The organism is Desulfomicrobium aestuarii (genome assembly GCF_055385525.1).
On record NZ_AP042427.1, the window covers coordinates 286,283 to 310,382 of the forward strand.

General features: G+C 66.2%; 15 protein-coding genes. 2 read left to right on the top strand and 13 right to left on the bottom strand.

The annotated features are described in order from the left end of the window. Positions 1-71: 71 nt before the first annotated feature. From ACZ5AC_RS01320 to ACZ5AC_RS01380, 13 genes are all read right to left on the bottom strand, one after another. Positions 72-500: a MauE/DoxX family redox-associated membrane protein gene (locus ACZ5AC_RS01320; protein WP_464249163.1), complete on the bottom strand. Its 429-nt coding sequence runs from the start codon at positions 498-500 to the stop codon at positions 72-74. Continuing rightward, positions 497-1,249: a rhodanese-like domain-containing protein gene (locus tag ACZ5AC_RS01325; protein ID WP_464249164.1), complete on the bottom strand. Its 753-nt coding sequence runs from the start codon at positions 1,247-1,249 to the stop codon at positions 497-499. Before ACZ5AC_RS01325 ends, ACZ5AC_RS01320 begins: the two co-directional genes overlap by 4 nt. Positions 1,250-1,313: 64 nt before the next feature. Then, positions 1,314-4,529 carry a response regulator gene (locus tag ACZ5AC_RS01330; RefSeq protein ID WP_464249165.1) on the bottom strand — a complete coding sequence of 1,072 codons (3,216 nt, stop codon included), beginning with the start codon at positions 4,527-4,529 and terminating at the stop codon, positions 1,314-1,316. A gap of 83 nt (positions 4,530-4,612) precedes the next feature. Next, on the bottom strand, positions 4,613-5,458 hold the full coding sequence (locus tag ACZ5AC_RS01335; protein ID WP_464249166.1) for a CheR family methyltransferase: 846 nt from the start codon (positions 5,456-5,458) through the stop codon (positions 4,613-4,615). A gap of 3 nt (positions 5,459-5,461) precedes the next feature. Further along, positions 5,462-7,522, bottom strand: a complete 2,061-nt coding sequence (locus ACZ5AC_RS01340) for a chemotaxis protein CheA (protein ID WP_464249167.1) — start codon at positions 7,520-7,522, stop codon at positions 5,462-5,464. A 25-nt stretch (positions 7,523-7,547) separates the two neighbouring features. Then, positions 7,548-7,910, bottom strand: coding sequence for a response regulator (locus tag ACZ5AC_RS01345; protein WP_028578452.1), 363 nt, complete (start codon positions 7,908-7,910; stop codon positions 7,548-7,550). Continuing rightward, positions 7,907-8,224 (bottom strand): STAS domain-containing protein, encoded by a 318-nt coding sequence (locus ACZ5AC_RS01350; protein ID WP_464249168.1) that lies wholly within the window; start codon positions 8,222-8,224, stop codon positions 7,907-7,909. Before ACZ5AC_RS01350 ends, ACZ5AC_RS01345 begins: the two co-directional genes overlap by 4 nt. Positions 8,225-8,239: 15 nt before the next feature. Continuing rightward, entirely contained in the window at positions 8,240-10,144 is a 1,905-nt protein-coding gene (locus ACZ5AC_RS01355; protein ID WP_464249169.1) for a methyl-accepting chemotaxis protein, read from the bottom strand. A gap of 55 nt (positions 10,145-10,199) precedes the next feature. Beyond that, positions 10,200-10,694, bottom strand: coding sequence for a chemotaxis protein CheW (locus ACZ5AC_RS01360; RefSeq protein ID WP_464249170.1), 495 nt, complete (start codon positions 10,692-10,694; stop codon positions 10,200-10,202). 18 nt (positions 10,695-10,712) lie between these two features. Further along, on the bottom strand, positions 10,713-12,746 hold the full coding sequence (locus tag ACZ5AC_RS01365) for a methyl-accepting chemotaxis protein (RefSeq protein WP_464249171.1): 2,034 nt from the start codon (positions 12,744-12,746) through the stop codon (positions 10,713-10,715). Positions 12,747-12,946: 200 nt separating this feature from the next. Then, positions 12,947-13,432 (bottom strand): chemotaxis protein CheW, encoded by a 486-nt coding sequence (locus ACZ5AC_RS01370; RefSeq protein WP_464249172.1) that lies wholly within the window; start codon positions 13,430-13,432, stop codon positions 12,947-12,949. A gap of 18 nt (positions 13,433-13,450) precedes the next feature. After that, positions 13,451-15,478: a methyl-accepting chemotaxis protein gene (locus ACZ5AC_RS01375; RefSeq protein ID WP_464249173.1), complete on the bottom strand. Its 2,028-nt coding sequence runs from the start codon at positions 15,476-15,478 to the stop codon at positions 13,451-13,453. A gap of 151 nt (positions 15,479-15,629) precedes the next feature. Next, a complete protein-coding gene (locus tag ACZ5AC_RS01380) occupies positions 15,630-17,588 on the bottom strand; it encodes a PAS domain S-box protein (RefSeq protein WP_464249174.1) in 1,959 nt (652 codons plus the stop codon). A 525-nt stretch (positions 17,589-18,113) separates the two neighbouring features. Here ACZ5AC_RS01380 and ACZ5AC_RS01385 point away from each other — a divergent pair. Together ACZ5AC_RS01385 and ACZ5AC_RS01390 are read left to right on the top strand one after the other, a co-directional pair. Further along, the gene (locus ACZ5AC_RS01385) at positions 18,114-20,828 is read left to right on the top strand and encodes a response regulator (RefSeq protein ID WP_464249175.1); all 2,715 of its coding nucleotides are present in this window, start codon (positions 18,114-18,116) and stop codon (positions 20,826-20,828) included. Beyond that, a complete protein-coding gene (locus ACZ5AC_RS01390; protein ID WP_464249176.1) occupies positions 20,822-24,088 on the top strand; it encodes a PAS domain S-box protein in 3,267 nt (1,088 codons plus the stop codon). The genes ACZ5AC_RS01385 and ACZ5AC_RS01390 overlap by 7 nt, the downstream gene beginning before the upstream one ends. The last annotated feature ends 12 nt before the right edge of the window (positions 24,089-24,100 follow it).

Genomic DNA, 24,100 nt, shown 5'->3' on the forward strand with positions numbered 1-24,100 from the left:
GAGAAAAGCCAGGGTGCGCGGTGTATTGCGCATCCTGGCTTTTCTCGTTTCCTTGAGTTTTCAGCAGTCGGCTAGTCGCCCTCGGGCGCTCCCCGCTGCAGCAGGGTCGCGGCCAGGCCCAGGGTCAGGAAGAGGCCGTCGCGCACGATGTACCACGTCATGTCGCCCGCAGGCACGCCTCCCGACGTGAAGCATCCGCAGGACAGGTCGATGCCGCGCAGGCGGGCGCTGACCAGTGCTGCCAGGAACACGACGAGCATGGTGTTGGCCAGGAAGAGGGCGGGCTTCATCCAGACCCGGCACAAGAGCAGGGCGGCCACGACCAGTTCCAGCCAGGGCAGGGTCAGGGCCGTGAAATTGATGAGCACGTCGGGCAGGATGAGGTAGTAGCTGATGTCCGCGGCGAAATCCGCGGGCGAGATGATCTTGTTCGGCGCAGCGGCCAGGAAGAGGAGGGCCAGGGCGATGCGCGTGGCCCGGGCAAGGGACGCCGTGTTCATGACTGACCTCCGCCGTGTTCAGGGTTCTGCCCCGTGGCCGTGGGCAGGCCCTGTTCCTGCCACAGGGTCCAGCCGTTCCTCAGTTCAAGGACGTTTTCGATGCCCAAGGCCCTGAGGGCATCGGCCAGGTCCGCGCTCAGGCTGCAGCGTTCGCCGTCGCAGTAGGTGATGACCGTTTTGCCCGCCAGCCGGTCCCTGATGGCGGGGAAAACCTGCTCGAACGAGTGGAGGGGCAGGGAAAGGGCGCCTTGGACATGGCCTTCGGCATAGATTTCGGCGTCCCGGGCGTCTACGAAGACGGCCTGTCCGGCGGAGAAGAGCGCTGCGGCGTCCTGCAGTGAAATTTCCTCGCCTGCCGGGGCCGCCTGGCCGTCTTCAGCCGGGGGAACCGTGGCGTTCTCGGCGGGTGCGAGCTCCTGCGAGGCGTTGCCCTCATCGACGGGCGTCGCGGAGTCGGGGCTTTCGGCAGGGGTGGCGTTGCCCGCTTCCTGCACCGGATCCGCGGCCGTTTCGGAGGAGGCCGGCAGGGCGTCGGAAGCGTTCTCCGACGGGGAAGCGGCGTCCGTCGGCGGCGTTGTCTGGTTCTGTGTTGCGGGAGCCTGGGGGGCGGGGGCGGACGGGGCCGGCGCCTTTCTGGCCTCGACCAGCGGCAGGCTGTCGGGCCGGGCGGCGTTGAAGGCCAGCCCGAGGCCCACGGACAGCCCGACGGCGACCAGGGTCTGGAGGACGAAACGTGTAGATGCTTTCATGCCTGCTCCTGTATGGTTCGGCCTGTTCCTACGGCCTGACGGCCTCCAAGGCAAGGGGCTGCGTTCACGAGCCTTCGGCCTGGCGGCCGCCCTCGGGCACCGTGCGGCGGAATTCTTCCACAAGCCGGTCCAGGGCGTCAGACAGCGCATCCAGACCGTCCCTGCACGCGCCGACCCGCCCGGTGCCCGCGACGGTTTCCAGGGTCATGGCCGCTTCCCGCAGCCTGCCCGCGCCCAGGTTGGCCGATGCGCCCTTGATGCTGTGGGCCTGGGAGGCCAGAAGATCGAAATCCCCCTGCGACAGGGCCCGGCGCATGATGTCCAGGCGCCGCGCTGCATCGGCGCGAAAGCCGCCGACGATGTCCCGGGCAAGGTCCTCGTCGTCCAGGATGCGGCCCATGAAGGCCTGCCTGTCCCAGACGGTCTGCGGCGCGCCTTCCGCGGCCGGGGCCTCGCGCAAAACCGGCCTGCGGCGCTCCCCGCCCGGCAGCCAGGCCTGCAGCGCCTCGGCCAGGACCGTCAGGGCAATGGGCTTGGGCACGTAGTCGTTCATGCCCGCTTCGAGGCACTTATCGCGGAAACCCGCCTGGGCGTGGGCCGTCATGGCGATGATCGGCACGTCGTGGTCGAGGGCGGGGCCTGCGTGGTCGCGGATGAGGCGCGTGCACAGGAACCCGTCCATGACCGGCATCTGCACGTCCATGAGAACGAGGTCGTAGGGTGTGCGGGAGAGGGCCTCAATGGCCTGGGCCCCGTTCTCAGCGGCGTCGGCCTTGAGGCCCATGTTCGACAGGATGCCCAGGGCGACCTGCTGGTTGGTCACATTGTCCTCCACCAGGAGGATGCGGACATTGCGGTCCGAAAAGTCGGGGATGTCCCGCCTGGCAATCTCCCGCGCCACATGCCGGGTGACGAAGGCCGGCTCCGCGCCCCCGCCCATGACGATGTTCAGGCAGGCCCTCAGTTCGCCGTGCAGGACGGGCTTGCACAGATAGCCGGAGAAGCCCGCCCCGCGGAAACGCCTGGCGTCGCCGCGCTGACCCAGGGAGGTCATGAGCAGCGTGCGGGTGTCCCGGAACCTGTCGTCGGCGTGGATGGCCCGCCCCAGGGATTCCCCGTCCATGACCGGCATGCAGTGGTCGAGCACGGCCAGGCGGAAGGGGTCCCCCGCCGACGCGGCACTGGCCAGCCGGTCCAGGGCGCCCGGTCCGTCCTCGGCCTCGTCGGGGCGCATGCCCCAGGCCGAGAAGCGGGCCATGAGAATTTCGCGGTTGGTGACGTTGTCGTCCACGACCAGCACCCGCAGCCCTTCGAGACCGGCAGGATCGAGGGACCTGGCGCCCGTGGTCCTGGAGGCATCGAGCCGGATGGTGAACCAGAAGGTGGATCCCCGGCCCAGGACGCTCTGCACGCCGATCTCGCCGCCCATGAGTTCGACGAGCTTCTTCGAGATGGACAGGCCCAGTCCGGTGCCGCCGAAACGCCTGGCGATGGATGCGTCCGCCTGGGTGTAGTCCTCGAACAGGCGCTCCCGCATGTCTTCGGGGATGCCGATGCCCGTGTCGCGGACGGCGAAGAGCAGGGCGGTGGGCGAGGCGGCCTGCGGGCCGGTCCCGTGGGCCATGGAGACGCGCACTTCGACCTCGCCCGCGGGGGTGAACTTGATGGCGTTGCCTGCGAGGTTGGTGATGACCTGGCGCAGCAGGGCGGGTTCTCCTCTGAAGTGCTCCGGCACGTCCGGGTCGGCGGAGCAGATGAACTCGATGCCGTTTTCCGCCGCCTTCACGGCCAGCATGGAGGCCACGTCGTCCAGGAGTGGGCGCAGGTCGAAGTCGAGGCTCTCCAGTTCGAGGCGGCCGGATTCGATCCTGGAGAGGTCCAGGATGTCGTTGACCACGGCCAGGAGGGATTCCCCGCTGGATTTCAGGGTGCGCACGTAGCGGCGCTGCGTCTCGTCCAGGTGCGTGTCCATGAGCAGCCCCGTCATGCCGATGACGCCGTTCAAGGGCGTGCGGATCTCGTGGCTCATGCGGGACAGGAAATCGCTCTTGTCGCGCGCGGCCTGCTCGGCCCGCAGGCGGGCGTCGTCGAGTTCCAGGTTCTTGAGCTCCATCTGCTGGGCGAAGTCGTTGAGCCTCTGCTCGGCCTTCTTTCGGTCGGACACGTCGACAAAGCATTCCAGCAGCTTTTCCCGGCCTTCGATGTTGACGCGCTTGACGGTCTTCAGGATGGCCAGCCGGCTGCCGTCGGCCCGCAGCATTTCGCGTTCCGAGTTCTCCAGCGTCATGCCCTGGTCGCAGACGGGGCATTTTCCCCTGGCCGACGGGCAGAGCAGCTCGTGGCAGCAGCGGCCGACCATGTCCGCGGGTTCGGCGCCGAAGAGGGCTGCCACATGTTCGTTGGCGCGTTCGATGGCCCGCGTCTGGCCATCGACGATGACCACGCCGATGGGCAGGATGTCCAGCAGGGCGCGCTGCAGGTCTTCGCTCTCGCGTACGGCCCGTTCCATCCGGGAGCGTTCTGAGATGTCCTCCAGGGTCGCGATGGCGCCCGTTGGGGACTGCCCGGGCTGGAGGGGCTTGAAGTTGGCGCGCAGAACCCGCGTCGCCCCGCCGGTCACGGACGTGTACTCCCCCTCGATGAACGCCGGCTTGCCGTTCAGGGCCCGCTCCAGTCCGGCCCGGGCGATGGGGGATTCCAGATTCGTGGCGCTGAAGCCGATCAGTCGGTCGCGGCTCGAGGCCATGAGTTCCACCACCACGTCGTTGCAGTCGATGATGGAGCCTTCGCTGTCGAAAAGGATCATGCCCAGCGGCGAATTCTCGAAGATGATCCGGTGGCGCAGCTCGCTTTCGACCAGGGCCTGCTCCACGGCCTTGCGGCGGGTGATGTCGGTCATGAACCCCTGATAGAGGCTCATGCGGCCGTGCTTGTCGCGCATGGCCCTGGCGTTGCTCGAAACCCAGAGGGTCGAGCCGTCGCGGCGCTTGAAGCGGCATTCGTAATTGATGAGCCGTCCGTCGGCCTCCATCCTGCGGATGAAGTCGTCCCGGTCCTCGGGGGCGAAGTAGATCTGCGCGGCGATGTCCGTGACGGACCGGACCATGTCCGCCGGGGAGTCGTAGCCGAACATGCCGGCCATGGCCGGGTTGACGGCCAGGAAACGGCCGTCCAGGGTCGACGTGTAGACGCCGATGGGGGCGTTGGCCAGGACGTCGTCGCTGTCGAAGCCGTCGGCGGCGCCTCGCGTGGCGGTACGGGCGAAAAGTCTGTTGAGCATGCGCGGTGCCGTTCTCGTTGTGCTGCGTTCCGGGGGATTCAGGAATCTGGGCGCGTCGCCTTTCGCGTTCTCGGGTGTTTGGCCTAGATGCGGACGTAGGTGGCCGGCGCCAGCTGCCGCAGCGGCAGGCCCGTCCCGGCCAGGCTTTCCGAGTGGCCGATGAAGAGGTGTCCGCCGGGTTCGAGGTGGTTGCAGAATTTCTGCACCAGCTCGTTCTGGGTCTTCTTGTCGAAATAGATCATCACGTTGCGGCAGAAGATGAGGTCCATCTTCTCCCGGAACTGGAAATTGTCCATGAAGTTCAAGCGCCTGAAGCTGACCGTCTCGCGCAGCTCCGGCACGATGCGCACCATCCGCCTGCTCTTGTCCTTGCTGCGCAGCAGATACTTGCGGCGGAACTCCACCGGGATGGTGGCGATCTTCTCCTCTTCGTAGACGGCCCTGGCGGCCTTGTTCAGGATGTCGGTGGAGATGTCCGTGGCCACGATGGAGAAGCGCAGGGGACTAACGCGCTCATGATAGTCCATGAGGGTCATGGCCGTGGTGTAGGGTTCCTCGCCCGACGAGCAGCCGGCGTTCCAGACGGTGAAGACCCGGCCGGCGTTCTTTTTCTGCCACTGGGGCAGGATCGTCTGGGCCAGGAATTCGAAGTGCCGCGGCTCGCGGAAGAAGCTCGTGGTGTTGGTGGTCACGGCGTCGACCATCTGGGGCAGCTCCACCTCGAGCCCCTTGAGGGACTGCAGGTACTCCAGGTACTGCCCGTAGGAGCGCATGTTCAGGGTGCGCAGGCGCCGCTGCAGCCTGGCCTGGAGCATGGTCTTCTTGGCCTGGGTGATCTTGATGCCCAGTTCCGAGTAGATGAACTCGCTGAACTGCTTCAGCTCCCGGTCCGTCATCAGGGGGGCGTTCTGGGTGCTTGCGTCGTACATGGATCAGATGCTCAGGGCGGCGATGTCGAGGATGAGGGCCATGCTCCCGTCGCCCTTGATGGTGGCTCCGGAGATGCCGCGCACGTCGCGGTAGACCTTGCCCAGGCTCTTGATGACGGTCTGGTGCTCACCGATGACCCGGTCCACGACGATGCCGACCCTGCTGCTCTGGGAATTGCAGACCACGACCTGCTCGATGGGCGGCCGTTCGCCGGGGATGTCGAAGTTCGTGCGCAGGCTGACCCAGGGCACCATCTGGCCGCGCAGGTTGATGAAGGTCGCGCGCTCCCCGTCCTGGCGGATGAGCTCCACGCACTCCTCCACGGCGGCCAGCGGCATGATGAAATAGCTCTCGCCCACCTGGACCTGCAGGCCGTCGATGATGGCCAGGGTCAGGGGGATGCGCACGGATACCGTCGTGCCCTCGCCCGGCACGCTGTCCAGGGACACGCGGCCGCGCAGGGCGTCGATGTTGCGCTTGACCACGTCCATGCCCACGCCCCGGCCCGAGACGTTCGTTATCTTCTCGGCCGTGGAGAAGCCCGGCGCGAAGATGAGCATGAGGGCGTCCTTGTCGGAGATCAGGGCGTCCGCGGCGATGAGGCCCTTTTCCACGGCCTTGGCCCGGACGCGGTCGGGGTCGATGCCCGCTCCGTCGTCGATGATGCGGATGAGCACCTCGCCGCCCGAGTGTTCGGCCGAGAGCACGATGCGGCCTTCGGGGTTCTTGCCGCGCGCGATGCGCGTCTCGGGGCTCTCGATGCCGTGGTCGATGCTGTTCCTGAGGAGGTGGACCAGGGGGTCGCTCAGACGCTCGATGACGGTCTTGTCGAGCTCCGTGTCCTCGCCGTGGGTCTCCAGGACGATGCGCTTGCCCAGTTCCTGGGACAGGTCGCGCACCAGGCGCTTGAAGCGGCTGAAAGTCGTGCCGATGGGCAGCATGCGGATGCCCAGGGTGTTGTCGCGCAGCTCGTCGGACAGGCGCTCGATCTCCTCGGAGATGGCCTGCAGCCGCGGGTCGTTCTGCTCGCTGGCGAACTGGGTCAGCCGGGCCTGGGCCGTGACCAGCTCGCCCACCAGGTCCACCAGGAAATCGAGCTTCTGGGCCGGTACGCGGATGCTCGAGGCCTGGGCTTCGGCGCCGGCCGCCGTCTGCTTCAGACGCTTGACCTCCTGCTGCTCGGCCAGGGCCGCCTCGACCTGGCTGCGGCTGACCAGGCCCGCCTCGGACAGGAGCTGGCCGATGGGCTTGCGCTCCAGGAGGATGCGCTCCAAGGCGTCCTTGGTGATGTCGTTCTTGTCGACCAGGATCTGGCCGATGAGCTGGTAGGATTCCTCGTCGATGGTCTGGCAGCTGCCGACCTTCTGGATGGTCAGCTCGCAGTCGTCCTCGACGAAGATGAAGACGTCGCGGATCTCGTCCTCGCTGCGGGTCGTGGTCAGGATGACGTCCCAGAAGACCATGCACTGTTCGGGGTCCAGGGCGGGAAGCTCCGGGATGTCGCGGGTGTGCATGATGACGTGGTGTTCGCCCATCTCGCACAGCTCTTCGAGCAGCGCGGCCGGGTTGGTGCCGGTCAGGAAGATGTTGCGCGCCGGCACGAAGCGGATGCGCCAGGCGGCCAGCTCCGGGGCCTTGTCGCAGCAGGGGGGCACTTCGGCTTCCGGGGCGGCCGGGGGCTCCTCCGCGGCGGGGGAGAGGGCCTTGAGGCCGACGATGACCTCCCTGGCCCTGGCCTCGCCGCCCTGGTCCTCGCCTTCGAGCATGGCCAGGATGTGGTCCCTGGCCAGGAGCGTCAGGTCCAGGAGCTCCTTGGACACGGCGATCTGCCCGTTGCGGGCCAGGTCGAAGACCGTCTCGACCTCGTGGGTGAAGGAGGCGATGTCCTCGAAGCCGAACATGGCGCCCGAACCCTTGATGGTGTGCATGGCCCGGAAGACCCTGTTGATGACTTCCGAGTTTTTCGGGTCTTCCTCCAGTTCGAGGAGGGAGGACTCGAGTTCGCCGAGCAGCTCGAAGGCCTCTTCACGGAATGCCTGCCGGTTCAGTTCTTCTCTGGACATGGGCGATCCTTGGATCAGGTTGTTTTCAGCGCAGCAGTTTCTTGGCCACGGCCAGGAGCTGGTCCGGCTTGAAGGGCTTGACGATCCAGCCCGTGGCGCCGGCGGCCTTGCCCTGCTCCTTCTTGTCGGCCTGGGATTCCGTGGTCAGCATGACGATGGGCACGAACTTGTACTGGGCGTTGGCCCGCACGTTGCGGATGAATTCGATGCCGTCCATGTTGGGCATGTTGAGGTCCGTGACGATCATGTCCACGGGTCCGGACAGTTTGGCCAGGGCGTCCTTGCCGTCGCAGGCCTCGATGACCGAGTAGCCCGCGTCCTTGAGGGTCAGGCTGACCATCTGCCGGACGCTGGCCGAGTCGTCCACCGTCATTATTGTCTTGCTCATACGTGTTCCTCGATTCGGGTCGATATTTCCTTGATCAGGCTGTCCGCGCCCACGCTCGCCGCGAGTTCGACGAGTCCGTCGGGCAGCGGCAGGAAGCCGATGGGCCGGGACTGGTCCTTCAGCAGGGCGTGGAGCATCTGGATGAAGGACAGGTCGAACCTGTCCGCCCCCCTGAGGTCCAGGCGGAAGGGTTCCGGCGCGGCCAGCCGGGCCATGAGCGCCGCATGGATCTGCGCGGCGTGTTCCAGGGTCAGGCTGCCGTCGAGTCTGAGGACCGGATGTTCCGGGGTGCCTTGGATGGTGCTCGCAAACATGGGGGCTCCTTCGGGTTAGAAAAGTTCCACGTTGTCGCCGAAATCCTCTTCGGGGTCGGCGGTCTTTTCGGCCTTCCGGGGGGCCTTTTCGGATTCCGGTGCATCGAAGAGCTCGACGTTGTCGTCTCCGAAGAGTTCGACGTTGTCGTCCCCGAAGAGCTCAACGCCGTCGTCCCCGAAGAGCCCCGCGTCGTCGTCCGCCGCATGGTGCCCGAGCACAGCCAGGTGCACGAGGCGCTCGCTGTCCATGGTGTAGCGGGACAGCTGCTCCTTGAGCTTTTCGGGCTGGCGGGCGGCGTCGAGCTCCGGGCCGAAGGGGGTGAAGCCGCGTTCGAGCTCCAGGATGCCCTTTTCCAGTTCCTTCAGCTGGCTCGAGACCGTTTCGTGGAAATGGATGGAGGAGGTCAAGGTGCGGATCTGGACGATGAGCTCCCGGCCAAGGCCGGAGAGGTGGCCGATGTCGCGGCCGAGCTCCGCGTCCAGGGAGGCCAGGTGGTCCAGGACGGCTTCGAAGCGGTCCTGGATGCCGCCGACGAGTTCGGTCACGTCCGAGGAACGGGCCAGTTCGGACAGACGGTCGGCCAGGGTGGAAATGCGGTTCAGGATCGCGGCCACCTCGCCCGTGCGGGTCCGCGCCTCCACCGAGAGATTCTGGATTTCCATGGCGATGACGCCGAGCGTGCGGCCCAGGTCGCCGGTGTGGGCCGCCTTGACGCGGGCATTGAGGGCGATGAGTTCGATTTCGGCCCCGATGTCCTCGATGCCGTGCACGAAGGAACTGACCGTGGAGATGGTCTCGGCCATGCCTGACATGGTCCTGGACATGTCCGCCACATGTCCGCTCGAGGTGCGCATGGCGTCCATGACCTGGGCGATCTGCCTGCGGATGGAGTCGAGGACGGACGGGCCTCCCTGGTCGGAGTAGGCCACGGCGGCGATCCTGTCGCCAAGCCCGCGGGTGTTGTCGGCGATGGACTCCAGGTTGCTGATGAACTCCTCCACGGCCTGGCGGAACATCTCCTCGGCCTGGCGCAGCAGCGGGGCCTGCAGCCGCAGGACGTCGCGCACCCAGGCTCCAAGCCCGACCGTGTCGCCGTCCTCGGGAAGGCCGCGGATTTCGCCCTCGGCCTGGGCCAGGATCTCCTCCACATGCTCGACCTGCTGGCGGGTGATGTCGTGGAATTGCACCGAGGCGATGACGTGTCCCATGCTTTCGGTCACCTGGCGCGAGCCCTTGGCCAGATCCACGACCAGGGCCGCGGAATCCGTGCGCATGGTTTCCAGTTCGGCGATGCCCGAGAAAAGCTGCGCGAACATGTCCCTGACGCTTTTTTCCTGCGCGGAAATCTGCTTTCTGCTGCGGTCCAGGGACGAGGCCACCTGGTTCATGAGCAGGGCCGAGTGTTCGCCGATCTTGGCCGTGTGCTCGTCGATGACGTTGCCCAGGGCCTTCACGTCGTCGGCCAGGGTGGTGAAGCCCGAGCCCGAGGCGCCGAGGCGGGCGCTTTCGATGCGCGTCGTGATCTCCAGGACCTTGAGGGTCCGCACCAGGGGGGTGAAGCGGGCCATGGCCTGGTCCAGGGTGCGGATGAGCCCCAGGACCTCGGTCATGCCCTGCAACTGCTCCGTCGCGGAAACCGAGGAGAACACGGCCCTGGCTTCGGCCGTGTGCTTTTCGAGTTCCGCAATGGCCGCCTGGAGGGCGCCTTCGCCCACGGACGAGGCCATCTTCGTGGCCGTCGAGGAGAAGGTGTTCGCCTGGGAGTTGATGCCGAAGACGTTGGTTCCCAGCCGAAGAAAGTCATCCTCCCGGTCCTTGATCACGCTGGCCAGGCGGGGCAGCAGCGCGGGCAGGCTGAGGGCGCATTCCTTCAGCACGGGGCCGAGGTCGTTGCGCGGGGGTGCTGTTTCGTTCGACATGGAAAAATTCCTTTTCATGAAGCGGGCCGAGCCGCAAGGGCCGGCCCGCTGTGTTTCAGTCCGAAGCGCTGTCCGGCTCTTCCCGGGTTTCGAGCATTTGGAGTTCCTCGGGCGAGAAAACCTTGCCGATGTCGAGGATCATGATGAATTCCTCGTTCTGCTTGCCCATGCCCTTGATGAAGTCGGCGCGGATGGACGTGCCCATGCGCGGCGGCGGGTTGATCTGGTCGCTGCCCATCTCGAAGACCTCGCGCACGGAGTCGACGATGGCGCCCATGTGGCTTTTCTCCCCTTCCACCTCCACATCGACGATGATGATGCAGGTGTTCACCGTGTCCTTGACCTGGGGCATGTCGAACTTGATGCGCAGGTCCACCACGGGCACGGCGTGGCCGCGCAGGTTGATGACCCCGCGCATGAAGGGCGGCGTCTTTGGGATGCGGGTCACGGGCACGAGTTCGATGACCTCGCGCACGGACCCCGTCTCCAGGGCGAAGACCTCCTCGCCCAGGCCGAAGGTCAGATATTGCTGCGTCGTGTTGTCGCTCATGAGTTACCTCGGCCCTGGTTAGAAGCGTTCGAATTCGTCGTCCTCGTCGTCTCGGCCCATGTCCAGAGCCAGGCCGGCCGGGACAGGCCTGGCTGCCAGGGCCTTGGCCGGCTTGCGTGCTGGCTGGGGCCTGCCGTGGCGGGCGGCCTGGCGCGTGACGCGGGCGGTCGTGGCGCCGAGGTGGAAGAAGGAGATGGTCGCCTGCAGCTGTTCGGCCTGGCTGGACAGTTCCTCGGAGGTGGAGGCCATCTCCTCGGAGGCCGAGGCGTTCTGCTGGATGACCTGGTCGAGCTGCTGCAGGGCCTTGTTGATCTGTTCGGCGCCCGCGTTCTGTTCGTTGCTGGCCGCGGAGATCTCCTGCACGAGCTCGGCCGTGCGCTGGATGTCCGGGACGAGCTTGGTCAGCATCTGCCCGGCCTGGTCGGCCACGGAGACGGTGGAGGAGGACAGCTCGCTGATCTCGGCGGCGGCGGTGCCGCTGCGCTCGGCCAGCTTCCTGACCTCGGCCGCGACCACGGCGAAGCCCTTGCCGTGCTCTCCGGCGCGGGCGGCCTCGATGGCGGCATTGAGGGCCAGGAGGTTGGTCTGGCGGGCGATCTCCTCGACGATGGAGATCTTCTCGGCGATGTTCTTCATGGCGCCCACGGCCTGGACCACTGCCTGTCCGCCGGCCTGGGCGTCCTGGGCGGCCTTGAGGGCGATCTTCTCGGTCTGGGTGGCGTTGTCCGCGTTCTGGCGGATATTGGCGCTCATCTCCTCCATGCTGGAGGAGACTTCCTCGACGGACGCGGCCTGTTCCGTTGCTCCCTGGGAGAGCTGCTCGGCCGAGGCGCTCAGCTCCTCGGAGCCCGAGGCCACGTTGTCGGAAGCCGACTGGACTTCGCTGACGACCTCGCGCAGCTTGGCGACCATGTCGCGCAGGGCCTGGGCCAGGATGCCGAGCTCGTCCTTCTGGTTGACGTCCACCTCGGCCGTCAGGTCGCCCTGGGCCAGCTTGCGCGCGAATTCCACGCCCTTGTACACGGGGCTCGTGATGGACTTGGTCAGGATGAGGCCGAGGGCCAGGGCGATGATCACGCCGACGATCATGCCGCCGATGGCCATGGCGGTGTCCGTGTTCGCCTCCTGGCGGGCGGCCTGGACCGCCGTCCGGCTTTCGCCGACGCCGAGGTCCACGAGCTCGAGCATCAGGCTGTCCAACTTGGCCTGCGAGGCCTTGGACTCGACCATGAGCAGGCGGCCCATATCCTGAAAAGATTTCTGGGCATCCTCGGCCTGGCCGCGCATGGCGCGGAACTGGACGAAGACGTTTTCGGCGATGGGCAGCAGGTTCGCGTACTTGGCCTGTGCTTCCGCGGCACGGCCGGCGGCGGACAGTTCCTTGATGTCGCGGATGGTCTGGTGGAACGCCTGGTGCACGGGCGCGACCGAGTCCATGGCGCCCTTGAGGTGGGGGTTGGAGGTGGAGAAGCCGGCAGCCCACTTGCCGAAGCCGCACGCGGTATGGTCCGTGCCCCCTTCGAACGCGTGGCCCGTGGCCATGAGCTTGCCGACCTCGGTCATGAGCTTGTAGTGGTCGCCGCGATACTGCTGCAACCGGCCCATGAGGTCGTCGGGGTTCATGATGTCCAGGGCCAGCAGGTTCTGGTTGAGCTCGAGCACCTTGTTGTTGGCGCCGGCCAGGGTGGCCAGGGTCGCCTGGCATTCCTTCCATTTGGCGTCCTCGGCGGCGGTGCGCGGCAGGGCCGTGTAGGCGTCGGCCGATTTCCTGTACTGCTCGCGGATACCCTGGATCTGAACCGGGATGTCCTTGCGGTCCTGGGCCGAAAGCTCCGCGCTGAGCAGGGTGCGCAGGTTCGTGGACAGGTCGGAGACGCTTCCCTTGATGCGCAGCAGATGTTCGACGGAAGGCAGGGACACGTTGCCCAGTGTGTCGATGCTGCTTGAGAGGTTGCGCATGCCTGCAATGCACACGAGTCCGATGACCAATGCGATGAGGGCGGTCATGCAGAAGCCGCCGATGAGCTTGAGACCGAGTTTGATGTTTTTCACGAACGTCTCCCTGGGGCGGTGGGGTTGGAAGTGTATGAGCTTGTACCCTTTGTCACAAGGCGCCGTGTTATGCAATGCCTCTTTTGATTGTATGACAAAGCCGGACAACTCTTGCCTGCATGCTCCTTCCCCTGTGCCGCCCTTGTCCGGCGCCCCGTATACGGAACCGCCGGACAAGGAAAGCTCGTTTTCACCGTGTTTCAGCCTTCATCAAGATCGTTTTCCGCCATCATCTGGAGTTCCTCTGCCGAGAAAACCTTGCCGATGTCGAGGATCATGATGAATTCCTCGTTCTGCTTGCCCATGCCCTTGATGAAGTCGGCGCGGATGGACGTGCCCATGCGCGGCGGCGGGTTGATCTGGTCGCTGCCCATCTCGAAGACCTCGCGCACGGAGTCGACGATGGCGCCCATGTGGCTCTTCTCCCCTTCCACCTCCACATCGACGATGATGATGCAGGTGTTCACCGTGTCCTTGACCTGGGGCATGTCGAACTTGATGCGCAGGTCCACCACGGGCACGGCGTGGCCGCGCAGGTTGATGACCCCGCGCATGAAGGGCGGCGTCTTTGGGATGCGGGTCACGGGCACGAGTTCGATGACCTCGCGCACGGACCCCGTCTCCAGGGCGAAGACCTCCTCGCCCAGGCCGAAGGTCAGATATTGCTGCGTCGTGTTGTCGCTCATGAGTTACCTCGGCCCTGGTTAGAAGCGTTCGAATTCGTCGTCCTCGTCGTCTCGGCCCATGTCCAGAGCCAGGCCGGCTCCCGCGCCCTTCTGGGGCAGGGCCTTGGCCGGCTTCCTGGCTGGCTGGGGCTTGCCGCGGCGGGCGGCCTGGCGCGTGACGCGGGCGGCCGTGGCGCCGAGGTGGAAGAAGGAGATGGTCGCCTGCAGCTGTTCGGCCTGGCTGGACAGTTCCTCGGAGGTGGAGGCCATCTCCTCGGAAGCCGAGGCGTTCTGCTGGATGACCTGGTCGAGCTGCTGCAGGGCCTTGTTGATCTGCTCGGCGCCCGCGTTCTGTTCGTTGCTGGCCGCGGAGATCTCCTGCACGAGCTCGGCCGTGCGCTGGATGTCCGGGACGAGCTTGGTCAGCATCTGCCCGGCCTGGTCGGCCACGGAGACGGTGGAGGAGGACAGCTCGCTGATCTCGGCGGCGGCGGTGCCGCTGCGCTCGGCCAGCTTCCTGACCTCGGCCGCGACCACGGCGAAGCCCTTGCCGTGCTCTCCGGCGCGGGCGGCCTCGATGGCGGCATTGAGGGCCAGGAGGTTGGTCTGGCGTGCGATCTCCTCGACGATGGAGATCTTCTCGGCGATGTTCTTCATGGCGCCCACGGCCTGGACCACTGCCTGTCCGCCGGCCTGGGCGTCCTGGGCGGCCTTGAGGGCGATCTTCTCGGTCTGGGAGGCGTTGTCGGCGTTCTGGCGGATGTTGGAGCTCATCTCCTCCATGCTGGAGGACACTTCCTCGACGGACGCGGCCTGCTCGGTGGCGCCCTGTGAGAGCTGCTCGGCCGATGCGCTCAGCTCCTCGGAGCCCGAGGCCACGTTGTCGGAGGCCGACTGGACTTCGCTCACGACCTCGCGCAGCTTGGCGACCATGTCGCGCAGGGCCTGGGCCAGGATGCCGAGCTCGTCCTTCTGGTTGACGTCGACCTCGGCCGTCAGGTCGCCCTGGGCCAGCTTTCGCGCGAACTCGACACCCTTCTGCACGGGCACGGTGATGGCCTTGGTCAGGAACACCGCCGTGAAGATGCCGATGAGCACGCCCACGGACAGGCCGCCGATCATGACGGTCGACGCCGTGGACAGGTTCTGCACGGCCTCGTCGGCGATCTTCTGGGTGCCTTCGAGGCCCGCCACGGCGGTCGCCTGGGCCGCGTTGAGGACGTCCTGGCCGGTCTTGGCCCGCTTGCCGTTGACCTGGTCGAGTTCCTTCCAGTGTTCGCTCAGGCTGTTCATGGCCGTCTTGTACTGCATGGCGGCCTCGCGCGTGGCCGCGATCTGCTTGAGGTTGGCCTCCTGCCTCGTCACGGTCTTGAGCTTGTCGAACAGTTCGTCCATTTTGGGGAAGTTGTCCATGGCGGCTTCGACGAGCTTCAGGTCGCGCGTGGCCTGGGCGCGCCAGACCTTGATGCGGGTATCGTTGCCGAGGTCGATGACGTCGTTGAGCCAGGTGATCTTGTCGAGGCGCTCCGACAGCTTCTCGGCCGAGGCCCCTTCGGCCATCTCCCGTTTCATGGCCTCGTTCTGGGTGACGAGGAAGTCGCCGCAGTTCTTCATGTAGAGCGCCGCACCCTGGTCCAGGGCCTTGCGGTCGTTGTTCATCGCTTCGACGATTTCCACGGTCTGGTCGGAAAGTCCGACGTAGGCGCCGACCTCTGTCTTGGCCGCGGCCACCTGCTCCTTCAGCTTGACCAGCGCGGGATAGGTCTGGGCGTGCTTCTCGGCAGTACCCAGCGCCTGCTGCACGGCGGCGAGCTGCTTGCGGCCCTCGTCCAGGAAGCTCTGCTCTTCCGTGAAGGCGTAGCCCCGCCAGGCGTACATGGCCAGCAGAGACGAGCGTTCAATCTCGTTGGCCATGCCCACTTCGGGGACGTACTCCTTGGCCAGGCGGATGGAGTCGCCCTCGACGCCCTTCATGTTGAACACCGCCATGCCGCCAAGAATGCATGCAATGAGAATCAGAACACCAAAGCCTCCGCCGATCTTGATCCCCAACTTGATGTTTTTCATTCGTCCCTCCTTGTGAGTGAAACGGCGGAAATCCGCCCAGACTCTCCTCGTCGCACCGGTGACGCGTTGCCCCTGTCCCCTGTGAGGGCGCGGGGCAGCGCTCTCTTCCTCCCGCAACCGGCTCCGGGAACGTCGTTCCCGTGGTGCGGACTCATCGCATGTCGCCGGGAGCAAGCTCGCGGCTCTTCCTGGCCTGGATGTCCTCCAGAAATACGTCCCAGCCCCGCACCCCGCCGCGTTCGCCGCGCGTCACCCTGATGGAGCGCGAGGTCCAGGGGGTGGTGCCGTCCTTGCAGCGGATGCGGCATTCGAAGCCCGTGATCTCTTCCCTGACCAGGATCTGTTCCTGCAGGGCGGCCCAGTCCGGAGGCGAGGCGAAGGCTTCGGATTCGGAGTGCACGGCGCGCATCATCTGTCTGGCCGAGGCGTAGCCGTGCAGGCGGGCGTAGCGGGAGTTCATGCGCACGAACCGTCCCGCGGCGTCCACGGTGCACATGCCGATGGGCGCGGACTCGTACATGTCCTGGAGCTGCGCGTCGCTGTCCGGGGCGATCCGGGACTGCCGCTTGGCGGTGATGTCGCGCACGAAGACGATGACGCCGGTGACCTCGTCGCCGCTCAGGTCCCTGATGGGGTAGGCGCTGAATTCGATGGAGCGCACGGACGTCGACGACGTGACCTCCAGCACCTCGAACTCGTTGCGGCCCGTACGCAGGGACCTGACGGCGGGGCAGCGCGCGCAGCACTCGCCGAGCTGGTGGAAGGCCTGATGGCACTTCTTGCCCACGGGGTTGAAGCCTTCGGCGTACCAGCGGACCATGGTCGGGTTGGCGTAGCGCACGGTCATGTCGGGGGCGAGGACGCTGATCCCCTCCTCGATGCTACCCAGGAGCGTTTCGAGGAATGCCTCGTTGGCCAGGATCTGCTCCTCGATGGCCTTGCGCTGACTCATGTCGTGGTGGGTGCCCGTGATGCGCGTGGGCGCACCCGTGGCACCCTTCTCCATGAGCTTGCCGCGGGAGTGGATCCACTTGTAGGACCCGTCCTTGCACAGCAGGCGGTACTCGAAATCGTAGAATTCGGTTTCCCCGCGCACGTGCGCCGCCAGCGTGTCCATGGCCGGGCCGCGGTCGTCGGGGTGGAGCATGCGCTCCCACTGGTCGATGGTCAGCTCGAACTCGTGGCCGGCGTACCCGAGCATGGCCATCCACATGGGCGAGTGCTGCACCCTGCCCGTGGGGATGTCGTAGTCCCAGACCGCGCCGCGCGAGCCTTCCAGGGCGAATTTCCAGCGTTCCTCGCTGGCTTCCAGGGCCTGTCTGGCCTGCAGCAGTTCCGTGACTTCGAACTGGAGGTGCACGATCTGGGTGACGGTCCCGTCCGCCGCCAGCACCGGGGCGCTGCGGAGCAGCCAGTGACGGCCGTCGATGCTGCGGTAGGCCCCGTTCTGGATGGTGCGCGTCTTCAGCGCCCGCCAGGCCGTGCAGTAGGGGTTGGCCTCGGAACCGTCTGGGCCCAGCTGGCCGCATTTGCCCGCGCCGAGCTGGTGCATGAGGCTCGACGGGTTGTCCGTGACCGGGGTGTTGGACCAGACGATGCGGAACTGGGTGTCCAGGAGAACCACGGACACGTCCCGCAGGTTCTGGAGGATGGTGCTCTGCACCTTCTGCTGCTCGCGCAGCTGGCCTTCGAGGACCTGTCGCTGCCTGATCTCGTCGCGCAGCAGCCTGGTCAGCTCTTCGAGTTCGTTCTTGCGCTGGGCCAGGCGCTGGGTGGGCGAGTCGGCGGGCAGGCCCGCCTGCCCGGCCATCCTGTTCTGGAGGGAGGCCAGGGACTCCTGAAAGGCGGCCGGATCGGAGCGTATGATGGCCGTGGTCCTTTCCGAGAGCTTGCCGGCCAGGGCCATGAGCACTTCGGGGTCTTCGCCCAGCAGACGGGCCAGGGCGTGGATGCGCTCCTCGGTCAGGGGGGCGTTCTCGCCGCGTTCGAGCTTGCTGAGGTAGGAGTGGTGGATGCCGATGCGCTTGGCCACACTGCGGATGGAATAGCCCGAGTGCTTGGCGGATAGCGCCTCCCTGCGCTCTTTGACGTAACTTCCGAGGGAGCTCATTTGTCTATTATGAAGTAGCCATAATTTCCGGTGCAAGCATTATTTCGTCCGACACGTCACGTTTGCAAAAAAATAATCGGAGTGGGGATTGTTTCGGAAAATTGGGTCATTGGGGCCTCATGTTCGTCATACGCCCTTATCGGCGCCGGAGCCGGCCTGGGGCCGGGAGTAGTAGCCGCCCCGGGACAAAGTGGGCATCGACGAGTCGACAAAAATTGTCTTTGTGCGGAAAAATTACATTGACCATGGAAAAGTGGCTACCACATAATCGTCATGAGGCCCCCCCGACGACCGCCCGTCCCGACAAGGCCTGACGGGTCTTCTCGGGACGGGGTTTCTCGCCGGCATCCTGAAGACATGCCGGGGTCTGCAACGCAGCAAAGGACGGACGCGATCATGGATGGACTGTTGAGGAGCAAGGCGTGCCCGGAGGGCGCCCGAACGTGCGCCGCCCCTTTGCAGCATGGGCCTCACTGCGCTTTCGGTGCGCATCGGGGCGCGGCGGTCCCTGGCGCGCGGACGAGGGTGCGACCGTTCAGGGTTCTGGCGGCGGTCCTGGCCGCGTCTCTGCTGTGCGCGATGCTCGCCGTCAGCGCCTGGGGCGGGGGGCGTCATGCGCTCCTGATCAGCTCCTACCATCCGGGTTTCCCCACGTTCTTCGATCAGGCCGGCGGACTCCGCGAGGCCCTGGAGCCGGCCGGGGTGGCCCTGGACGTCGAATTCATGGACACCAAGCGTTTTTCCGTGAGCGAGGCCTCCGCGCGTTTCCTCGACACCCTGCGCTTCAAGCTCGGCGCCCTTCCGGCCTACGACGTCGTGGTCACGGCCGACGACGCGGCCCTGCGTTTCGTCCTGGACCACGGGCGAGAGCTGTTTCCGGGTCTGGACGTGGTCTTTTTCGGGGTCAACGACCAGAATCTCGCCCACAGCCTGAGCGGTTCCCAGGGGTTCACCGGGATCATCGAATCCGTGTCCATGGACGAGACCCTTCAAGACATCCGGACGCTGCGGCCGGGAGTCCGGGCCGTGCACGCCGTGGTCGACGGCCAGCCCGGCGGCCGCGGCGACCTGCGGACCTACCTTTCGCAGCGGGGCCTCATCCGGGACCTTGAACTGCATGTCCTCGATTTGGGATCCATGTCCTGGGACGAACTCGGAGACAGGCTGGCCGCCGTGCCGAAAAGCGACGCGATCCTGCTGCTCTCGGCCTACATGGATAGGCAGGGGGAGGGCAGGTCCTTCGAGGATGGTCTCGGGTTCATCCTCCGGCATGCGGGAGCGCCCGTGTTTCACCTCTGGGAGCACGGGATCGGCCAGGGCATCGTCGGGGGCAAGGTCATCTCCCACCTTGAGCAGGGCCGCCTGGCCGGAGGGCTCGTGCTGCGCATCCTGGAAGGCGAGGCGGCGCGTGCCATCCCGGTCATCGAGGGCGACGACGCCAACAGGCACGTCTTCGACCATGCCTCGCTCACGCGCTTCGGCATCGACGAGGCCCTCCTGCCGGACGGAAGCGACGTCCGGGGCAGGCCCGTGTCAATCATTTCGCGCTACATGCCGCACATCCTGCTGGCCGTGGCCTTGGTCTGCGTGCTGGTGGCTCTGGTCGCGGCCCTGCTGCACCATGTGTTCCGCCTGCGCAGCGCCAAGGCCAGCCTCATGGACAGCGAGTCGCGCTACAAGGCCCTGTTCAATGCCAATGCGGACGGCATCCTGGTGGCCGAAAGAACCGGAAGGCGTTTTGTTTACGCCAACCCGGCGGTGTGCCGCATGTTCGGCTACTCTGAAGAGGATTTTCTCTCTCTCGGCGTGGAGGACATCCACCCTCGCGAGCATCTTGCAGAGGTATTCTCCAGTTTCGAGCAGCAGGCCAGGGGCCAAAAGGACATCGTCGAAGGCCTGCCGTGCCTGTGCCGGGACGGGCGCGTCTTCACGGCCGACATCAGGAGCTTTACCCTTGAGGTCGATGGGAAGGCGTGCCTGGTGGGCCTGTTCCGCGACGTGACCGAGCGCAGCCAGGTGCTGGAAGCCCTGCTTCAGACCCGGGACGCGGCCGATGCGGCCAACCGCAGCAAGAGCGAGTTCCTGGCCAACATGAGCCACGAGATCCGCACGCCCTTGAACGGCATCCTCGGCATGCTGCAGCTCCTGGAGGGGCTGGAACAGTCCGCCGAGCAGCGGCAGTACGTGCAGATGGCGGCGAACTCCGCCCGGAGGTTGACCGGGCTTTTGAGCGACATCCTCGACCTTTCGCGCATCGAATCCGGCCGGTTGGCCGTCTGCGAGCGGCCTTTCGAGCTGCGGAAGATCTGCGCCTCCATCGAGGAGCTGTTCTCCCAGACGGCCGGCAGGAAGGGCGTGCGCCTGGTGGTGGCGGCGGCCGACGGGCTGCCCGGCAGGCTGACGGGGGATGCCCTGCGTCTGCGTCAGATTCTCTTCAACCTGGTCGGGAACGCCGTGAAATTCACCTCGGAAGGGTTCGTGCGCGTGGAAATGGCGTCTCTGGGCCAGGACGCGTCCGGGCGGGAGCGGGTCCTGTTCTGCGTCGGCGACAGCGGGCCCGGCATGGAGGACGCCTTCCTGTCCAGGGCTTTCGAGCCCTTCGTCCAGGCCGAGAAGGAGTATGTCCGGCAGCACCAGGGCGCCGGGCTCGGCCTGGCCATAGTCAAGCGGCTGGTGCACATGCTTGGCGGGACCCTGGCCATCGACAACGCGCCGGACGGCACGACGGTCTGCTTCACCCTGCCCATGGCGGCCGCGGGCGACACCGTCCCGGAGGACGACGAGGCCTACCTCCCCGAGACGGGCTCACTCAGGGTCCTGCTGGCCGAGGACGATCAGGTCAGCGTCTTCGCCGCCCGCCGTCTCCTGGAGCGGCTGGGCCACGTCGTCGTCTGCGCAGAGAACGGGCTGCAGGCTCTGGAGGCTTTGCGCGACGGCGAGTTCGACGTCGTCCTCATGGATGTCCAGATGCCGGTCATGGACGGGCTGCAGGCCACGCGGCTGATCCGGGCCGACGCGGGACTGGGGCCCATGGCCAGGGTGCCGATCATCGCCATGACCGCCTACGCCATGAGCGGCGACCGAGACATATGCCTGGCGGCGGGCATGGACGAATACATCTCCAAGCCGGTAGGCGTCCGCGAGCTGTTGCGGGCGCTGGCCTGCACTGTCCAGCCCGGGGCGGGCCGGAACGGGCCGCACGGGCGATGCACACTCCGCGATGAGGGCGCGTCATGTTGAGAAAGACGAGCGGTGGACCATTCGAAGCGGTCCGTTTTCAGGACTTTTTCGATCTGGACGAGGTCCAGCGGATTCAGGACAGCTTCGCCGCGGCCACGGGGGTGGCGTCCATCGTGACTACGCCCTCCGGGGTTCCCCTGACCCGGCCGAGCAACTTCACCCGCCTGTGCCGCGACATCATCCGCGCCACCGGGCCGGGGTGCGCCAACTGCATGCGCTCCGACGCCCTGCTCGGGGTCCACAACCCCGACGGGCCCGTCGTGCGGCGCTGCCTGAGCGGCGGCCTGTGGGACGCCGGGGTGAGCGTCACCGTGGACGGGATGCACGTGGCCAACTGGCTCGTGGGCCAGGTGCGCTCCACCCTTGAGGACGACGCCCGCATGCTCGACTACGCCCGGGTCATCGGCGCCGACCCGGACAGGTACCGCCGGGCCTTGGCGGAGGTCCCCTTCATGACCGAGGAGCGTTTCAGGCAGGTGGCCGAAGCCCTCTTCGTCATCGCCAACTCCCTGTCGGAGAAGGCGTACCACCAGGCGCAGCTGATGCGGGAGAAAAGGGAGCGCGAAGCGCGCGAGGCCATGCGCGCCATGCTCATGGACCGCAGCCGCGACGGCATCGTCATCATCGGCCGGGACCACCGCGTCATCGAGGCCAACCGGCGCTTCGCCGAGATGCTCGGCTACAGCATGAACGAGGTGACGGGCCTCTACACCTGGGATTACGAGGCGATTCTCGGGGAAGCGGAAGTCCGGGAGATCTTCGGCGACTTTTCCATCATCGAGAACACCTTCGAGACCCGGCACCGCCGCAAGGACGGCTCGGTGTTCGATGTGGAGGTCAGCGTGGCCGGGGCGACGGTCGGCGACAGCGCCTGCGTCATCGGGGTCTGCCGCGACATCTCCGAGCGCAAGGAGGCCGAACGGCAGGTCCGGCAGAGCGAGGAGCATTTCCGCGCGCTCTTCGAACTGAGCCAGGACGGGTACATCCTGGCCGACCCGCAGGGCCGGTTCCTGGACGCCAACAGCGCCTATTGCAGGCTGACGGGCTATTCCCTGCCCGAACTGCGCCAGCTCGGGGATTTCTACGCCATCACGCCGGAGAAATGGCGGCACTGGCAGCGGACCGAAATCTGGCCCAGGCTCCAGAAGACCGGCGACACCGGAGTGTACAGCAAGGAATACATCCACAAGGACGGCCACGTCTTCCCGGTGGAGCTGCGGGACTTCGCGGTCTTCGACGAGGAGGGGAACGTCCGGTACGCCTGGGGCATCGTGCGCGACATCTCCGAACGCATGCGCACCGAGGCGCGCATCAGCACCCTCATGCAGATGGTCGAGCAGAGTCCGGTCTGCATCGTCATGACGGACCCGCAGGGCCGCATCGAGTACGTCAACCCGAAGTTCACTCAGATTTCCGGCTACACCTTCGCTGAAGTCAGGGGCCAGAACCCCCGGATTCTCGGCTCCGGCAGGAAGCCCAGGGAGGAGTACGCCGAACTCTGGGCGACCATCTCTTCCGGTCGACAGTGGCGCGGGGAGTTCCACAACCGCCACAAGGACGGCAGCCTGTACTGGGAGTCGGCCCTCATCGCGCCCATTTTCGAACCCGACGGGAAGATCGCCCATTACGTGGCCATCAAGGAGGACGTGACGAAGCGGCGTCAGGCCGAGGAGGAGCTGCGCAAGCGCGAGGTGAACTTCAACCGGGTCGTGGACCTCCTCCCCCAGCTCGTTTCCTACGTGGACAGAGGCCTGCGCTACCGTTTCGTCAACAAGGCCTACGCCGGCCTCTTCCCGGCGGGCGACGTCGTCGGCAGGACCGTGCCCGAGGTCATCGGGCCGGAGGCCTTCGAAAAGTCCCGCGGGTTCATCGAGCAGGCCTTCCAGGGCAGGACGGTCCACTACTCGTACATGCTGCCGTACCCCGGCGTCGGCGAGCGGTTCATCGACGCCTATCTCGTCCCGGATTACTCGGGCGAGGGGGAGGTGGAGGGCTACTACGCCATCCTGAACGACCTGACCCACCTGAAGAAGGTCGAGGACTCCCTGCGGCGCGCCAAGGACGAGGCCGAGGCGGCCAACAAGCTCAAGTCCGAGTTCCTGGCCAACATGAGCCACGAGATCCGTACCCCCCTGAACGGCGTGCTGGGCATGCTGCAGCTGCTCATGTCCACGAGGCTCGACGCGGAGCAGCAGGACTGCCTGCAGACGGCCATGAAGTCTTCCGAACGGCTGACCCGGCTCCTGAGCGACATCCTGGACATTTCCAAGATCGAGGCCGACAGGCTCATCTTTCGGGACCGCTGCTTCGACACGGGCGAGATCGAGCAGGCCCTGGCCGACCTGTTCTCCCAGACCATCAGGGAGAAGCGCGTGGCCTACGCCTTCCGCCGCGACCCGGGCCTGCCCGGGCCGCTGCTCGGTGACGACGCGAGACTCCTGCAGGTGCTCTTCAACCTGGTGGGCAACTCCCTGAAATTCACCGATAACGGGAGCGTGGAGGTCGAGGTGTCGTCCCTGCCGCGCACGGCCGGTGCGCCCGTCAGACTCCTTTTCACGGTCCGGGACACGGGTCCGGGCATGTCGGAGGAGACGCTCAAGGACATCTTCGAGCCGTTCATCCAGAGCGACGGGTCGTACACCCGCCGCCACCAGGGGGTGGGTCTGGGGCTGTCCATCGTGCGCAAGCTGGTCGGCCGCATGGGCGGGTCCCTGTGCGTGGATTCAGAGCCCGGCCAGGGGACGGCCATCCACGTCTCGCTGCCCTTCGCGCTGCCGACGGCGTGCCCGCTGGAGGAGGACGGGGCGCGGAATCCCGGGGCCGGCCGGCGTGAGCTGCGGGTGCTGCTGGTGGAGGACGACGAAGTCAACCTTCTGTGCGGCCAGCGCCTCCTGAGCAGGTCCGGGCACGCCGTGACCACGGCCCGCAACGGCCGCGAGGCTCTGGAGATTTTGCGTACGTGCCGGGATTTCGACGTGGTGCTCATGGACATCCAGATGCCCGTCCTGGACGGGATTCAGGCCGTCGGGGCCATCCGCAGCGCCGAGCCGTTCGCGGCAATTTCGGACATGCCCATCATCGCCTTGACAGCCCATGCCATGGCCGGAGACAGGGAGAAATTCATGGCCGCCGGGATGGACGGGTACCTGAGCAAGCCCATCGATATCAGGAAGATCGAGCAGGAGATGGAGCGGGTTCTACTGGAAAAGGAAAAAGCGGGACGCGCGGGACTTTCGCGCGCGACCGTCGGCAGGACATAAACATACAGAGGT

Bases quoted from the DNA above. Each gene is read 5' to 3' on its own strand.
- ACZ5AC_RS01320 (WP_464249163.1), bottom strand. From the start codon at position 500: ATGAACACGGCGTCCCTTGCCCGGGCCACGCGCATCGCCCTGGCCCTC.
- ACZ5AC_RS01325 (WP_464249164.1), bottom strand. From the start codon at position 1,249: ATGAAAGCATCTACACGTTTCGTCCTCCAGACCCTGGTCGCCGTCGGG.
- ACZ5AC_RS01330 (WP_464249165.1), bottom strand. From the start codon at position 4,529: ATGCTCAACAGACTTTTCGCCCGTACCGCCACGCGAGGCGCCGCCGAC.
- ACZ5AC_RS01335 (WP_464249166.1), bottom strand. From the start codon at position 5,458: ATGTACGACGCAAGCACCCAGAACGCCCCCCTGATGACGGACCGGGAG.
- ACZ5AC_RS01340 (WP_464249167.1), bottom strand. From the start codon at position 7,522: ATGTCCAGAGAAGAACTGAACCGGCAGGCATTCCGTGAAGAGGCCTTC.
- ACZ5AC_RS01345 (WP_028578452.1), bottom strand. From the start codon at position 7,910: ATGAGCAAGACAATAATGACGGTGGACGACTCGGCCAGCGTCCGGCAG.
- ACZ5AC_RS01350 (WP_464249168.1), bottom strand. From the start codon at position 8,224: ATGTTTGCGAGCACCATCCAAGGCACCCCGGAACATCCGGTCCTCAGA.
- ACZ5AC_RS01355 (WP_464249169.1), bottom strand. From the start codon at position 10,144: ATGTCGAACGAAACAGCACCCCCGCGCAACGACCTCGGCCCCGTGCTG.
- ACZ5AC_RS01360 (WP_464249170.1), bottom strand. From the start codon at position 10,694: ATGAGCGACAACACGACGCAGCAATATCTGACCTTCGGCCTGGGCGAG.
- ACZ5AC_RS01370 (WP_464249172.1), bottom strand. From the start codon at position 13,432: ATGAGCGACAACACGACGCAGCAATATCTGACCTTCGGCCTGGGCGAG.
- ACZ5AC_RS01375 (WP_464249173.1), bottom strand. From the start codon at position 15,478: ATGAAAAACATCAAGTTGGGGATCAAGATCGGCGGAGGCTTTGGTGTT.
- ACZ5AC_RS01380 (WP_464249174.1), bottom strand. From the start codon at position 17,588: ATGAGCTCCCTCGGAAGTTACGTCAAAGAGCGCAGGGAGGCGCTATCC.
- ACZ5AC_RS01390 (WP_464249176.1), top strand. From the start codon at position 20,822: ATGTTGAGAAAGACGAGCGGTGGACCATTCGAAGCGGTCCGTTTTCAG.